This is a genomic window from Asticcacaulis sp. P2_B1 (assembly GCF_056404915.1).
Genome location: NZ_JBFUDD010000020.1, coordinates 48,269 through 63,146 on the forward strand (window position 1 = coordinate 48,269; position 14,878 = coordinate 63,146).

Annotated in this window: 9 protein-coding genes; 3 read left to right on the top strand and 6 right to left on the bottom strand. The window is 60.9% G+C overall.

What is annotated here, in order from left to right; genetic code table 11:
- Positions 1–34: 34 nt before the first annotated feature.
- Positions 35–3,307: a beta strand repeat-containing protein gene (locus AC1DX3_RS23555; protein ID WP_476991803.1), complete on the bottom strand. Its 3,273-nt coding sequence runs from the start codon at positions 3,305–3,307 to the stop codon at positions 35–37.
- 277 nt (positions 3,308–3,584) lie between these two features.
- Here AC1DX3_RS23555 and AC1DX3_RS23560 point away from each other — a divergent pair, with 277 nt between their 5' ends.
- Complete coding sequence (locus tag AC1DX3_RS23560) at positions 3,585–4,928, top strand: hypothetical protein (RefSeq protein ID WP_476991804.1); 1,344 nt, start codon at positions 3,585–3,587, stop codon at positions 4,926–4,928.
- Positions 4,929–5,135: 207 nt separating this feature from the next.
- Here the strand turns inward: AC1DX3_RS23560 and AC1DX3_RS23565 are convergent, their stop codons facing one another.
- Positions 5,136–7,721, bottom strand: a complete 2,586-nt coding sequence (locus tag AC1DX3_RS23565; protein ID WP_476991805.1) for a TonB-dependent receptor — start codon at positions 7,719–7,721, stop codon at positions 5,136–5,138.
- Positions 7,722–8,231: 510 nt separating this feature from the next.
- On the opposite strand from AC1DX3_RS23565, the gene AC1DX3_RS23570 reads away from it, so the two are divergent.
- Positions 8,232–8,579, top strand: coding sequence for a cystatin domain-containing protein (locus tag AC1DX3_RS23570; protein ID WP_476991806.1), 348 nt, complete (start codon positions 8,232–8,234; stop codon positions 8,577–8,579).
- A complete protein-coding gene (locus AC1DX3_RS23575; protein WP_476991807.1) occupies positions 8,579–9,940 on the top strand; it encodes a protein adenylyltransferase SelO in 1,362 nt (453 codons plus the stop codon). The genes AC1DX3_RS23570 and AC1DX3_RS23575 overlap by 1 nt, the downstream gene beginning before the upstream one ends.
- On the opposite strand, the gene AC1DX3_RS23580 is transcribed toward AC1DX3_RS23575, so the two are convergent.
- The 4 genes from AC1DX3_RS23580 to AC1DX3_RS23595 all read right to left on the bottom strand — a co-directional run bounded on the left by AC1DX3_RS23580 (position 9,937) and on the right by AC1DX3_RS23595 (position 14,876).
- Positions 9,937–10,839 carry a hypothetical protein gene (locus AC1DX3_RS23580; protein WP_476991808.1) on the bottom strand — a complete coding sequence of 301 codons (903 nt, stop codon included), beginning with the start codon at positions 10,837–10,839 and terminating at the stop codon, positions 9,937–9,939. The genes AC1DX3_RS23575 and AC1DX3_RS23580 overlap by 4 nt on opposite strands.
- Before the next feature lie 79 nt (positions 10,840–10,918).
- Positions 10,919–11,839, bottom strand: coding sequence for a glutaminase (locus AC1DX3_RS23585; RefSeq protein ID WP_476991809.1), 921 nt, complete (start codon positions 11,837–11,839; stop codon positions 10,919–10,921).
- Complete coding sequence (bla, locus tag AC1DX3_RS23590) at positions 11,836–12,762, bottom strand: class A beta-lactamase (protein ID WP_476991810.1); 927 nt, start codon at positions 12,760–12,762, stop codon at positions 11,836–11,838. The genes AC1DX3_RS23585 and bla overlap by 4 nt, the downstream gene beginning before the upstream one ends.
- Positions 12,762–14,876: a dipeptidyl-peptidase 5 gene (locus tag AC1DX3_RS23595; RefSeq protein ID WP_476991811.1), complete on the bottom strand. Its 2,115-nt coding sequence runs from the start codon at positions 14,874–14,876 to the stop codon at positions 12,762–12,764. Before AC1DX3_RS23595 ends, bla begins: the two co-directional genes overlap by 1 nt.
- Positions 14,877–14,878: the final 2 nt, after the last annotated feature.

Genomic DNA, 14,878 nt, shown 5'->3' on the forward strand with positions numbered 1-14,878 from the left:
TACCGGCCCGGCAAACGCTTACGCATGCCTCCATTCACCAGATCATGTGCGCCGTTACATCGGCGGCGGAGGCCCCTGTTACGGTAATAACATTGCCGGTGCTGAGGGTGATAATAGTATCGCTTCCAACGTGAGTGATAAATGAGGCGTGGGCCGTGCCATGGGTGTAGGCGTTGACATTGATCTTGTCGTTCTGTGCCGCCGAGAAGTCGGTGATGGTATCGGCGCCGCTCTTGGCGCCGAACAGGAAGATGTCGGCATTGGCCCCGCCCGTCAGGGTATCGTGGCCCTGACCGCCGTCGAGAGTGTTCTTGCCATCATTGCCTATGATGACATTGGAGAGCGCATTGCCGGTGCCCTTGACGGAGCCGACGCCGGTCAGTGTCAGGTTTTCGAGGTTGTTGCCCAGGGTAAATGCGACGGTCGAAATGACTGAGTCCGTGCCTTGATTGGTGTATTCTGCAACCGTGTCGCCGGCATTATCGACATAGAAGGTGTCGTTACCCAACCCGCCGCGCATGACGTCGGCGCCCTTGCCACCATTGATGCTATCGTTGCCCTCGGCCCCGCCGAGCGTATTATTGCCATTATTGCCATTGATGACGTTGTTGAGCGCATTGCCGGTACCGAAATAGGCGCCCGAGCCGGTCAGGCTCAAGTTCTCGACATTGGCGGCCAGGGTGTAAGTCGCCGATATCGCGATCTGATCCGTACCTTGCCCGCTGAATTCGACGACAACGTCGGTCTTGCCGTCGAGATAGTAGCGGTCGTTACCGAGGCCGCCGCGCATCGTGTCGCCGCCTCTGCCGCCATCCAGCGTGTCGTCGCCAAGGCCGCCGATGAGACTGTCATTGCCGTCACCGCCATTGAGCCGGTTGTTGCCCTCATTGCCGACCAGCGTATTGGCCAGGGCATTGCCGGTGCCGGCAGCGTTGCCCTTGCCCAGAAGTGTCAGTTTTTCAAGATTGCTGCCCAGGGTATAGGGCCGCGTGCTGAAAACCGTGTCGGTGCCGCCATTGGACAGTTCCGTAACGACGTCGCCGGCATTGTCGATATAATAGCTGTCATTGCCGAGCCCGCCGATCATCTTATCGGCGTTCGCGCCTCCGTCCAGGACATCGTTGCCGTCCAGGCCGGTCAAGATGTTTTTGCCGGTATTCCCGGTCAGCGTATTGGCAAGCGTGTTGCCGGTGGCGTTGACATTGCCCGTCCCGGTCAGGCTGAGGTTTTCCAGATTGAGCCCCAGCGTATAGGTCAGGGCCGTCTTCACCATATCCAAACCTTCATTGGCTTTTTCAACGACGACATCGGTCAGGACATCGACGACATAGGTGTCATTGCCCAAGCCGCCGGTCATGGTGTCGGCGCCGGCGCCACCGTCCAGGATATTGTTACCGCTGGTGCCGATCATCGTATTGGCGAGCGTGTTGCCGGTACCGTTGATATTGGCCGCGCCCATCAGAGTCAGGTTTTCGACATTGCTGGTCAGGGTGTAGTTGACGGCGGCGTTGACGCTGTCCGTACCCTGGCCGCTTGCTTCGGTGACCACATCGCTTATGCTGTCGACAGCATAGATGTCGTTACCGCCGCCGCCGGCCATGGCATCGTTGCCGGACCAGCCATTGAGAATGTCGTCGCCCTCACCGCCATTGATCGTGTCATTCAGCATACCGCCAGTCAGGACATCGTTGCCCGCACCGCCATTCATCAGCAGGGTCGTTTCGGCGGTCTGGTGACCGTCCACCGTGTCGTTACGGGCGCCACCGCGGAACTCTTCCACCCCGCCGGGCATGAACAGGGTCGGGTCGAAGTCCGTCAGGGTGGTGTCGATGATATCGTGCCCGGCATCGCCTTCGAACGACAGGTTCATGCCGTTGAGATGGCGGATCATTAGAGTATCGTCACCATTGCCGCCGACCGCGGTATCGCCGCCATCGACCGTTAAGGTGTCATTGCCGTCGCCGCCATTCAGCGTATCCGGCGAAAGTCCGACTCCGCTGCTCAGCGTGTCGTTGCCGGCGCCGCCGTTGATCGTCGTGGCGAAATTGGCATCTCCGGTGATCGTGTTGTCGAGGCCATCACCATTAAGGACGTGGTCGAGATAAAAGACCTTTTGATAGACACCTTGCCCATCGCTGTCCGGGCTTCGATAGGTCACGACATAGCTGCCGTTGGACAGGACGGCCACCGAACTATATATCTGGTTGCCTGCCGAGTTGGAAACGACGATTTCGCCACCGATCTTGCTGCCCGTGCCGCTGAATTGCTGGAGATAGACGTCGTAATTTGTGCCGTCAGCGGCCGACATGGACCAGGTCACGACATAGGTGCCATCGAGCAAAACCGTGACATTGGTACTTTCGGCATCGCCGGTGTGGGTCGTCGAGTTGACGGTGGTTTCCGCGCCGAAAGTTGTACCGTCTGACAGATACATTTGTTGGCGCACCAGGGAATGGTTGTTCCCGCCGGAATTATCGATCCAGGTGACGACGAAACCGCCGGCCAGTGCCGTGACCGAAGCGAAGTCCTGATTGCCGGTCGTGGTCGTGTTGACGCGGGTTTCCGTTCCCACAGCATTACCCGCGAGGTCGTAACGCTGCATCATTACATCATAATTGGTGGCGTTATTGCCGTTCAAGGTTGTCGAGCTGTTATAAACAACGACCAGGCCGCCGGCAAAACCGAGCGCCGCATTGGCGGGCAAGGCGGCCATGGCAGAGCTATCCTGGGTGCCGACGGTTGTGGTCGAAATATGGATTTCGCCGCCGACCTTGGCACCGGTCGAGTCGTAACGCTGACCGTATTCGCCGTAGCGGTCGCCGTCCTGGCCGAAGCTGTCCCAGGTGATGACGTAACCGCCATCGTCCAGGCCAATGATACTCGGCGTGTCCTGTTCATCGGTCGTCGTGGTGTTGGCCATGGTCTCGCCACCGACCTTGGCGCCCGCTGCGTTGTAACGCTGAAAGAAGATATCGCCACCCGTCGGCACACCCGCGGGGGAAATACCGGTATAGTTGGTCCACGCGATCAGGTAGCCACCGTCCTTCAGGAAGGTCACCTGAGGCTGGGTCTGGCCGAAGGGCACGGTCGTATTAACCATGGTTTCACCGCCCACCGCTGTGCCGTCATTATTGTAACGCTGCATGTAGATGTCAAAGGTGCCGGCGGCGCTGCCGCCTTGCCAGACGATGACATAACCGCCACCGGGCAGACCCGTAACGGTATGCGCATGGTAGTTCGGCGTTTCGTTATATTGCTGAGTCGCGTTGACGATGAACTCGCCGCCAGCCGTGTAGGTGGATACCATAGTCGTCTCTCCTGCGGATATATAATGTAAGGCGTAAGGCGGCCGGATTTCGGGTCAAAGGAACGCAAAGGCGAGCGCCAAATAAATGTTACGGGCCGCCCCCGCCGGAGAGCCTGCGAACCGCTTCCGTAGACTAATACGAGGGGCCTGCGATCGCGCCTGGTTTGACATGACATGAGGCGACATCTTGTGACACGAACCGACATGGACGGCGGGGCGAACCCTCTTTGCAAGCGGGCGTTTTCGTGGTTCTCTCGCGGCGAGGGAGAACAGCGGTATGAACGGCCCCAAAGGGAAGAAAAGCCGTCTGGAGAGCTGGAAGGAGGTCGCCGCCTTTTTCGGCCGCACCGAACGCACGGTCATGCGCTGGGAAAGCGAGCGCGGCCTGCCCATCCACCGGTTACCGGGCGACCTGCGTAGCCGCATCTCGGCCGATGTCGACGAACTGGAAGCCTGGCTGCGCAGTGCCGACGGCCCGGATCATGAAACAGCGGCGAGCCCCGCCCACACGGTCGAAATGCCGGTTCCGGCGATAGCGGAACCGCAAGCGAAGGTCCGGCGAACCAGTCCCTACATCTTACCGAGCCTGGTGGCGGCAACCATCATTACGGGGGCCGCGCTGTTTTGGGGAACGGGTCAATTTCGTTCCACACCACATACCGCTCCGCCCGAAGCTCAGGCCCTTTATGTCAGAGGCATGGAGGACTGGAGCGCGCGCACGCCCGTCTCGCTGACCCGCGCCGTCGACGAGTTCAACGCCGCCATCCACATTGATCCCGGCTATGCCGAGGCCTATGTCGGCCTGGCCAACTGCTACAATTTGCTGAGCGAGTATACGGCCATGCCGTCGGGCCAGGCCTTTCCGCTGGCCGCCGCAGCCGCTGAACACGCCATCCGGATCGATGACCGCCTCGGCAGTGCCCATGCCGCCCTGGCTTTCAGCCTGTTTTACGGTTCGTGGCAGGCGGAGCGCGCCGGCAAGGAGTACGATCGCGCCCTGCAATTGGAGCCCAACAACGCCAATACCCAGCATTGGTATGCCACCTTTCTCTATACCCAGACCGATTTTCAGGGCGGATTAAACCATATCGACCGGGCGCTGGAACTCGACCCGTCCTCGATCTCTATCCAGGCCGACCGTGCCATAATCATGTATCGCGCCGGCCAGGCGGCGGACGCCGTCACCATCTTGAAACAGATGGCGAAGGATCATCCTGCCTTCCGGTCGCCGCACAGCTACCTCGCCCAGATCTATTTTCTCGAGGGCAAGGATGAGGACTTCCTGCGTGAGGCCATGGCGACGGCGCAGTTGGCCAACGACCTGTACGGTGAATCCGCGGCCCGCGCCGCTCGTGAAGGTTTCGACAAGAACGGCCACGAGGGCATGTTGCGCGCCCTGCTCGAGGTCCTTCAGAAGCAATACAGCCACGGGATCGGCAGCGCCTTCAATTTGGCGGGCATATCGGCGCAACTGCACGACAGTGACGGCGCCATGGCCTATCTGAAACTGGCCTTCGACCGCCACGACCCGGACATCATCTATACACGGCTCGACCCGCGCCTGGCGCCGCTGCATCCGCTCAAGGCCTATCAGGACCTGGTCGCCAAGATCCAGGCGTAAAAAAGGGCGCCATTGCAGCGCCCTCTTTCCTTCCTTAAATCACCGGCGGTCTGACCCGCTGTGAGCCGGCGAAAATGGCTGGCTTCCGAGTATCCCGGGGCCGCCGAGGCGCAGCGACGTGTACGCTTGTACACGAGCAAGGGCACGCGGGAAGACGACGCGTTTGCAGCCGTTCACAGTAGGGTCAGAGTCGCTCAGAGGAGCGGTCTAGTATTTCACGCGGAGAGTCATGCCGTAGGTCTTCGGCGCCCCCAAGAAAGCGTCATAGGTGTTGTTGGCCTGAGACGTACCCTGCAGCGGGGCGTTGATGACGACCTGACGGACCGTAACATCGGTCAGGTTCTGGCCCCACAGTTCGACGGTCCAGCGACGGTCGGCAGCGCCGATGGCGACGCGGCCGTTGACCACGGTGAAAGCCTCCTGCATCTTGTTCGGATCGAGATCTGAACCGGTATTATATTCCGAGGAATACTTGGCCGTCAGGTTGGCCGAGGCACGCAAGTTGCCAAAGGTGTTCTGCCAGCTGAAGGCGGCCGAGGACGACCACTTCGGAGCGAACGACACCTGGGAGCCCGGCAGCAGGGACAGGCCGGCGAAGTGCGACGGATTGTCGAGATCGGCGGCGGTAAAGTTGCCGTACTTCGTGTCGGCATAGGTGATGCCGCCCTGGAAGCTCAGGCCCGGGATCGGCGTGCGCCAGGCCATATCGGCGTCGATACCCTTCGAGGTCAGGGTCGGGATCGACTCGACGACGAAGGCGGTGCCGAGGAAGGTGTTGAGCTGGAAGTTCTTGTACTTCTGGTCGAAAGCCGCGACATTGATGCTCAGGGCGTTGTTCATCATCGATGCCTTGATGCCCAGCTCGCCGGAATCGACGGTTTCAGCGGCGAACCACAGATTGTCATCCGGCGTGATGCCGGTCTGGGCGCGATCGAGGTTGAAGCCGCCGGCCTTGTAGCCGCGGGCGTAGGAGACATAGGTCATGACGTTGGGTGTCACGTGCCAGGCGGCCTTCAACGTACCGGAAGTATCGCCGTCGCTGTTGGTTTGGGCGACGCGGCGGCCGTTGAAAGCCGGGTTGGCCCAGAACGGACAGAGCGCGCCGACCAGGGTCGTGGCCTTACCGGCACCGATAGCGCCGACCCAGTAGGGATTGGCGCCGTGGGCGACAGCATTGGCGGCGCCATAGGCCTGCATCAGGGCAGCGGCGGTACCGTAGGCGACCTGACCGGCCTTACAGGCCGCGCCGTTGTCGCTATTGGTATAAATGCCGGTCATGTCCTTCTGTTCGTGGGTGTAGCGCAGACCGACCGTCAGTTCGATGGCGTCGGTCAATTTCCACGAATCGTTGGTGAAGAGGGCATAGCTCTCGTCCCGTTGCGTATACATGTCGCGCGCTTGGGCGCCGGGTGTAAAGTGAGCGCCGAGCGCCGGATTGCCGTTCGGGCTGGTCAGCTTGGCAACAAAGCCCGGATCCTGCAGGMCCAGTTGGCTGGAAATCAACAGGCCCATATAGGGCTCGTATTGCGAGCCGTAGACATAGGAGTCGTTGCGGCTCAAGTCTTCGCGGACGTAGAACCCACCGACCAACCAGTTGATCGAGGGTGTGGCGCCGGCCAGGCGGATTTCCTGGCTGAAGGTCTTGAAGCGGGCGTTGAAGTCGCCATTGTCCTTACGATACAGAATGTCGGCGCCGGAATAGTCGAGATCCTGGCCATTGGTGGCCTTCCAGTCGCGAATGCCGGTGATGGCGGTCAGGGTCGAGTCGAAGAAGTCGGGCAGTTTCAGGTTGGTTTCGATTGAGACGCCGCCGTCGCGCACGACCTGGTGGGTGTCGCGGTTGGAATAGGCAAGACGCGCGGACGGATCTTCGCTGCCATGATGAGCAATGCCATTGCCGCCGGCCAGCAGGTTGATAATGTCCGCGGTGCTGGGCGAGGCAGGCACCTTCGTTTGGACAGCGACGCAGCAATATTCGTCACGGTGGCTGAAATCGCTGATGACGCGGATATCGAGATCTTCGTTTGGCGTGAACAGCAATTGGCCACGGATGGTGGAGAAGTCCTGGTCCTGGTCGGATTTCAGGGTGCGCGGGCCGACGCCGGTATTGACGTTGGTGTAACCGTCATGTTTGCGCTGGGCGATATAGAGGCGGCCTGCCACGGTGTCGCCGGCGATCGGACCGGTTACCGAGGCCGAATAACCCTGGGCGCCATAATTGCCGAAGGTGGCCTCGCCATCGGCGCCGAAGGTGAACTGCGGCTTCTTGGTAATGATATTGATGACGCCAGCCGAGGTATTCTTGCCGAACAGCGTGCCTTGCGGGCCCTTCAGGACTTCGATGCGCTCCATCTCGCCGAGATCTTCGAAGCCGACGCCGTTGCGCGGACGATAGACGCCGTCGATGACCACACCGACCGACGATTCGAGACCGGGATTGTCACCGACCGTACCGACGCCGCGGATGCGGGCAGTGGTCAGGGTCTCATTCTGCGTCGAGGTCACGGTCAGGCCGGGAGTCAGAATCTGCATGTCCTTGATGTCGTGGACACCGGCGTCCTGCAACAACTTTGCCGACAGGGTGGTGACGACGATCGGCACGTCCTGCAAGCGTTGTTCGCGCTTTTGCGCCGTGACGATGACGACAGTGGTGTCGTCCGCAGCGGCGGCCGGGGCCGTGGTGTCCTGAGCCATGACGGCAACCGGCAGAGCGGCCAGCAGCGCCGAGCCCGCCACGCCGACCATCAATTGAGTTACACGACGGCTGTTGAGTAATTGAGTGGCGTTTCGCATTTCTTTCCCTTAGGTAACCTGCTTGAAGATTATATTTTTTGCTTCTGCAACCGGCCGACAACTGCAATCCGGCGATCGGCAAAGCCTTAACACATGACGTTTACGGAAACAAATGCTGTTTACGGCCAGAATGCGGCGCAACATAACCTTGAGCCTTTTTGGCGCCCCTTGCCATTTTTAAACCATCCACTCCCTGAAGATTTACTATATCCTATTGAATTGGGTAAATTATTTTCTCATTCCCTTAGGGAAATTTTTTTCAAGTGTTTATTTGCTGCGTCTGCGTTGAGCACAAGCATTGACGCAAGGACAACGCCACATTTTACCGTGAAATCGGTCGGTTTTTCACAACTTTGAACGGCCGAAAAGGGCACAAACCGGCTCATTATGGCGGCTATGGCGCATAAAAGACACACCTCGCGCGGATGGCGAGCAGGCGGCCCCTTGCCGCCATCATGCAAAAGCTTCATTTAGGTGTGGTCTTCGTCCGCTTCAAAGTGAGTACCGTTCATGAAACCCGCCTTAGTTGCATTAACTCTTTTGTTGCCAACGATAGCCTTTGCCCAGCCGTCACCGCCCATCGTCGGTGGCTTCGGACCGGCCGCGGTCGACGACCCGGGCGTCAAGGCTGCGGCGGCCTATGCTATTTCGGTGGCGCCCACCCCGGCCAAACTGAAAGAGATCGTTTCAGCGCGCCAGCAGGTCGTCGCCGGTATGAATTACAGCCTGTGTCTGCGCGTCGTATCGCCGAAGTTCGGGCTGTTCAAACACGGCCGCCTGGTCGCCGCCAAAGTTTATCACGATCTCCAGGGCCACTACCAAGTCACCTCGTGGGAAGAGGTCAAGGTCTGCGATTGATGTACCGCCCTGCTCCGCGCCTGGCCGACAGCCCGCTCGCCCTGCACGACGCGGTCGCCGCCGCCGATTTTCCGCAAACCATCCTGCGTTACCGCAATCACCGTGCTGCCGCCTCGGTCGGTCTGGACGGCCTGAGTGACGCCGACTGGCTGGCGCATTTCGGCCGGTTTCTCCCCCTGCCGGACAATCAGCCGGTGCCCCTGGCCCTGCGTTACCACGGCCATCAATTCCGCCACTATAATCCCAATCTCGGCGACGGGCGCGGCTTCCTGTTCGCCCAGATGCTCGACGATCAGAACCGTTTGCTCGATCTCGGCACCAAGGGCTCCGGCAAGACTCCGTGGTCGCGCGGCGGCGACGGCAAGTTGACGCTTAAGGGCGGGGTGCGCGAAGTCCTGGCCACCGCCATGCTGGAGGCGCTGGGCGTGCCGACCAGCAAGTCGTTCTCGCTTATCGAAACCGGCGAAGCTCTGTTTCGCGGCGACGAACCCTCGCCGACGCGGTCATCGGTCCTGGTCCGGCTGTCGCACAGCCATGTCCGCTTCGGGACCTTCGAGCGGCTGGCCTATCACAACGAGGTCGAGACCATGCGCGATCTCGTCACCTTTGTTGTCGAGAACTATTATCCCGAGGCCGACGGCGCCGCCGGCCTGTTCGACGCCGTGGTGTCCAGTTCGGCTCGGCTGGCGGCGCGGTGGATGGCGGCGGGGTTCGTCCACGGCGTGCTCAATACCGATAATATGAACATCACCGGCGAGAGCTTCGATTATGGTCCCTATCGCTTTTTGCCGCGCTACGATCCGAATTTCACCGCCGCCTATTTCGATCAAACGGGGCTCTATGCCTATGGCCGCCAGCCCGATACGGCGTTGTGGAATCTGGGGCAGTTGGGCCGTTGCCTGACCCTGGTCTGCGACAGCGAGCCCCTGATCGCCAGCCTCAACAGCTATGGCGAGCGCTATACGCGGGAGCTTGGCCTCGCTATCTGCCGGCGCCTGAACGTCAAGTCACAAGGCGACGAAGAGGCCCTGGTCAAGACAACGTTCGCGCTTCTCGACGATGTGCGAACAGATGGCAGTTTCGAAGCGCTGTTCTACGACTTTTTCGGCGGCATCCAACGCGGGCCGCGGCGTTACGAAGGTCCGCCGTTCGAAGCGTTCAAGGCAGTGTTGGAGGGCTACGAAGTCGACGACGCGGCCAAACTCGACCATCCGCGCTTTGCGCAAGCCGAGCCCGAAACCCTGCTGATCGATGAGATCGAAGCGATCTGGGCGCAGATCGCCATCGAGGACGATTGGTCGCCGTTCAATGCCAAGTTGGCGGCGATCGAAACCTACCGCCAGGCTTTGGGACTGAGTTAAGCGACCTTTTGGCCGGTTTCCGCGGTGACGAAATCGTGCAGAGCCTGTTCCATGGCGTCGAGCTTGCCGTCGCTATCAATGCGCCCATGCAGCCATTCGACCGCCCCAGGTGTGACGACAGCAGCGACCTCCTCGGCGTTGTCGTCCTTTTTGCGGCCACGGAAAACGCCGGCAAAACGGTTGATAACGCGCCGGATACCCAGTTCCGCATAGACGTCGTAGGGATTTTCGTGCTGTTCGTCCCTGAGCGACAGATAGTGGCGCTGAACTATCAGGTGATTGCCGACGGCCTTGACGAACAGGTCCTGCCACGAGGGCGCGTTGTCGGCACCGAGCGTTGCGTCCTTGAGGCGGAACAGCATGTCGGCCTCGGCCGTCGAGACGACATAGGCGCCGTCGCCGCCATTGGCAAAGATCATGCGGCGCAGCAGCTCGACCTCGATGGCATTGATGCTGCCCTTTTCCAGACGGCCGCTGCGTGTGGGCCCGTCGCCCATCATGACGGCGGTCTCGACCTGGCGCAGGCCATAGGTACGCAACGAGTCCGGCACGCTGTCGGTGGTTTCCATCAGTTTGACCAGGAGTTCCAGCTCGCTCAAGCTATCGACGCGGCCGTCGCGATCGATGGCGGCCATCAACCAGGCCGCCTTGGCGTCATCGACATAGCCTGTCGGCTCTTGCTGACGCACGACATAGTCGACCATGACCTCGACGAAGAAGTCCATCCATTCGCGCGAGCGGCGGTCACAGGCGGCATTCAAGGCCATGATTTGATCGGCTTCGTCCGGCGTGATCGTGCCGTCGGTCCATACTACGCGGCGTATGCCTAAGGTTTCGTCGGCGGTGATGGTACGCTTGGCACTCAGGCTGGCAACGAGATCGTCAAGGGCAACGGACATGGAAGGTTTCCTGTGAAATGTCCGTAGACGCTATCACACAGCTCTTAAATCGCCGTGTGAGAACAGGGTTTGGAAAGCGTTAAAGCACCGAGCAGTTGGTGATCTGGCTGAAATGTTCCAAGGCATAGCCGCCGACCACGCTGGTGCCGAAGCGGTCGAGTTCCGGAGACCAGACCGCGATGGCCGCCTGGCCCGGCACCACCGCGACAATACCGCCGCCAACGCCGCTTTTCGCCGGCAAGCCGACGCGATAGGCGAATGAGCCGACGGAGTCATAGATGCCGCAGGTCAGCAAAAGTGCGTTCAACCGCCGTGTCAGGCGTTCCGGAAACACCGTCTCCTCAATGATCGGCGAGAAGCCGCCCTTGGCCAGCGGCAGCATGGCGCGCGCCAATTGCCGGCAACTGACCTTCAGGGCGCACTGGCGGACATAGGCCGTCACCACTGCCTCGACATCGTGCGTAATGGTGCCGAAGGAACGCATCAGATTGGCGATAGCGCGGTTCTTGTGGGCGGTCAGGAGTTCCGATTTCGCGACATCTTCATCAATATCCAGCGGCGTACCGGCGAGATAGCCGGTGAAATCGCGAACCAGGCCGGCCGGATCCTTGACGACATTCATCAGGATATCGGTGACGGCCAGGGCGCCCGGATTGATAAAAGGATTGCGCGGCACACCCTCCTCTTCCTCAAGCTGGGACAGATAGTTGAACGGCGTCCCCGAAGGCTCCTTGCCGACGCGCGTCCACACCTCGTCGCCGATGCGGTTGAGCGCCAGGCCGAGCGCGAACAGCTTGGTGATGCTCTGGGCCGAAAACGGCTCGTCACCGTCGCCAATGACATATTCACCGGCCTCGGTGACGACGGCCATGCCGAACTTCTTCGGATCGACGCCGGCCAGTTGCGGAATGTAGTCGGCCGGCTTGCCCTTGCCGAAATGCGGTTTGACCAGGACGGCGACCTCCGCCAGCACGTCGTCGATGGACAGGCCTTGCTTCACGAAGAACTCGACCGGGAACTGGACTTGCCGTCATCCAGGGTTTCGATAAAGCCCAATGTATCGAAGACCAGTTTGGTGATGTCGGCGATGATCTGATTGCGGCCATCGGCATCGAGCTTGCCGCCCGAGGTGTAGATCGACAGGAAGATCGGCGGCTTATTGGGCGGCCAGATCACCGCGACATCATTGACGGCGCCGTTTTCGCCGGTTCCGGTCTTGTCGCCGACGATCCAGCCCGCCGGCACGCCGGCACGGATACGCTTGTCGCCGGTGGAACAGGCGATCATCCACGCCTTCAGCCTGTCCAGGCTGTCGGGTTTCAGGACCGTGCCGGTATAGACGGTCTGCAACAGGGCGCTCATCGCCGCCGGTGTCGTGGTGTCGCGCGGATCGCCGTCGACATTGGTGTTGAGGCTTGGCTCGTTGCGGTCGAAGCGCGTTATGGGATCGCCGAGGCCGCGCACGAAGTCGGTCAAACCGGCCGGTCCGCCTACCAACGGCAGGACTAGATTGGCGGCCGTATTGTCGCTGACCTCGACCATGGCGGCACACAGGTCGCCCAATGACATTTTGCCCTCGGCGATATGTTTCGTCGTAACGGGAGCGTAGTCGAGCAAGTCAGTCTTACCATAGGCGATCTTCTGATCGAGCTTGAACTTGCCCTGGTCGACGCCTTGCAGAACCGCCGCCGCCAGCACCCATTTGAAGGTCGAGCAGTGAGCGAAGCGCTCTTCCGAATCGATGCTGAACTGGCCATCCTCGGTGCCGTGACCGGTCAGGGCGTTGAGCCCGACACGGCCGCCATGGCGCGATTTGATCTCGGCCAGGCGTTGGGCGAACCCAAATGCCTTGGTGACTTTTTCCGAGCAGCCGGCCAGCGCGAGAGCGCCGCCTGCCGCCAATATACCCCGCCGCGACCACATTATTGTGCGGCCTTGGTGTCGGCCCCAGATTCAGTCATTGGCGCATTGGCGCCGATATGCGAATCCAGCCAGTCGAAGACGGTCTTGTGCCACTTCATCGAATTCTGCGGCTTCAGCACCCAGTGGTTTTCATCGGGGAAATGGAGGAATTCCGACTCGATGCCCTTGGACTGCAAGGCCGTAAACGCGCCGATGCCTTGCTCGACCGGAATACGGAAATCCTTGTCGGAATGGACGATCAGCATCGGCACGGACCAATCCTGAACGTGGAGAGCCGGGTTGAACTTGTCGAAGGCGGCCGGGTCGGCGAAGGCATTGGCGCCGTGTTCCCAGTTCTCGAACCACTGTTCCTCGGTCGTGAAGCCCATCGAGCGGGCGTCGAAAACGCCGTCATGGCTGACGATGCACTTCCACGGTTCCTTCCAGTTCCCGGCGATCCAGTTGGCCATGAAGCCACCATAGGAGGCGCCAAGTGCGCACGCGCGGTCACCATCGAGGAAATCGTACTTGCCGAGCGCCGCCGCCCAGCCCTTTTGCAGGTCTTCGAGCGGACGATCGCCCCAGTGCTGGGAGATAGCGTCCTCGAAGGCCTGACCGTAGCCGGTCGAGCCGTGGAAATCGATCATGACGACGGCATAGCCGGCGCCGGCATAGGTTTCCGGGTTCCAGCGGAACGACCAGCCATCGCCGAAGGAGCCCTGCGGCCCGCCGTGGATGAGGAAGGCGACGGGGTATTTTTTGCCTTCGACATAACCGGCCGGCTTGACGACATAGCCGTGGACGTCGTCACCGTTCCAGCCCTTGAAGGTGAACTGCTCGTACTGGCCCATTTCGAGGCCGGTCAGGTTGCTGTCGACCGCCGTCAGGACGGTGGCGCCGTCATCGACCGTGGCGGCGCCGGGCTTGGCGGCGTACAACAGGGCCGGATGGGTCAGCGAATCCTGGGTGAAGACAAAGCCTTTCGGCGTCTCGAAGACGGCGCCCATATGGCCGGCGCGGCTCATAGCCGTGACCTTGCCGGTCTTGACATCGATGCGGAACAGGCGCTCCAGGCCGGTGTCGCCGGCGGTGACCAGAAGGCTCTTGCCGTCCTTCGCCCATTTCATATCGTCGACGCTGCGGTCCCAATCGGCGGCCAGGTCGGTGACCTTGCCCGAGGCATCCATCAGCTTGAGGCCGAAACGGTCGGCTTCGAAGCCCGGGCGCTTCATCGCCTTATAGGCAACTGTCTTGCCGTCGGGCGAGACGCGCGGGCTGGCGTCCCAGGCCTTGTTGTCGGGCGTCAGGTCGGTGATCGGCCCGCCGGTCAGGGGTACGCTATAGACGTCGAAATTGGTGCTCCACGGCTCGGTCGTACCGGCCTCGCGGGCGGAGAAATAGACCGTCTTGCCGTCGGGCGAAATGGTATAATCGCCCTCGTCGCCGAACGGCTTGGATGGGACGTCGCCGTCATACCCGTCGGTCAGGGCGACCGGGGCCGCCCCGGCTGCAAGGGGAACGTAGAACAGGTGGTTGCGCGTGCCGTCAGCCCAGGTGTCCCAATGGCGAACGAAGACCTTGGTATAGACATCGCCCGATGATTTGTCGGCCTTACGATCGGCATTCTTCTTGACGGTGCAGGCAATTTCGTCGCCCTTGCATTCCGGGAAGACGGCCAGGGCGATGACAGCGGCCTTGCCGTCCGGCGTGATCTGATAGGCCTGGACGTCGAGCGGCAGGTCAGTCAGCTTGGTAGCCTTGACGCCGGCAATGTCAGTCTTCCACAATTGCGCCGTTTCGCCGCCGCGCGACGACAGGAAATAGATGGTCTGGCCGTCGGGGCTGATCTGGGCGTCGGAAACGCCGCCTTCGCTGATCGCCAGCTTGACTTCCGGCTTGGCCGGCTGGGTCAGGTCCTTCAGCCACAGGGTGGTGACGCCCTTGTTATTCGGCATATCGGTGGCGCGCACGGTGAAGATGGCATAGTGGCCGGCAGCGTCGACGCCGGGCCCACCCAGCCGATCGAGCATCAGCATGTCCTGGTAAGTAAAGGGCTTTTTCGCCTCTTGAGCATGGGCGGCGCCAAGGGCCACCAACGACATGGCGCCGGCCAGCAGCAGGGATTTCAGGGACATTT

Coding starts and splice junctions, on each gene's coding strand:
- AC1DX3_RS23555 (WP_476991803.1), bottom strand. CDS start 3,307: ATGGTATCCACCTACACGGCTGGCGGCGAGTTCATCGTCAACGCGACT.
- AC1DX3_RS23560 (WP_476991804.1), top strand. CDS start 3,585: ATGAACGGCCCCAAAGGGAAGAAAAGCCGTCTGGAGAGCTGGAAGGAG.
- AC1DX3_RS23570 (WP_476991806.1), top strand. CDS start 8,232: ATGAAACCCGCCTTAGTTGCATTAACTCTTTTGTTGCCAACGATAGCC.
- AC1DX3_RS23575 (WP_476991807.1), top strand. CDS start 8,579: ATGTACCGCCCTGCTCCGCGCCTGGCCGACAGCCCGCTCGCCCTGCAC.
- AC1DX3_RS23580 (WP_476991808.1), bottom strand. CDS start 10,839: ATGTCCGTTGCCCTTGACGATCTCGTTGCCAGCCTGAGTGCCAAGCGT.
- bla (WP_476991810.1), bottom strand. CDS start 12,762: ATGTGGTCGCGGCGGGGTATATTGGCGGCAGGCGGCGCTCTCGCGCTG.
- AC1DX3_RS23595 (WP_476991811.1), bottom strand. CDS start 14,876: ATGTCCCTGAAATCCCTGCTGCTGGCCGGCGCCATGTCGTTGGTGGCC.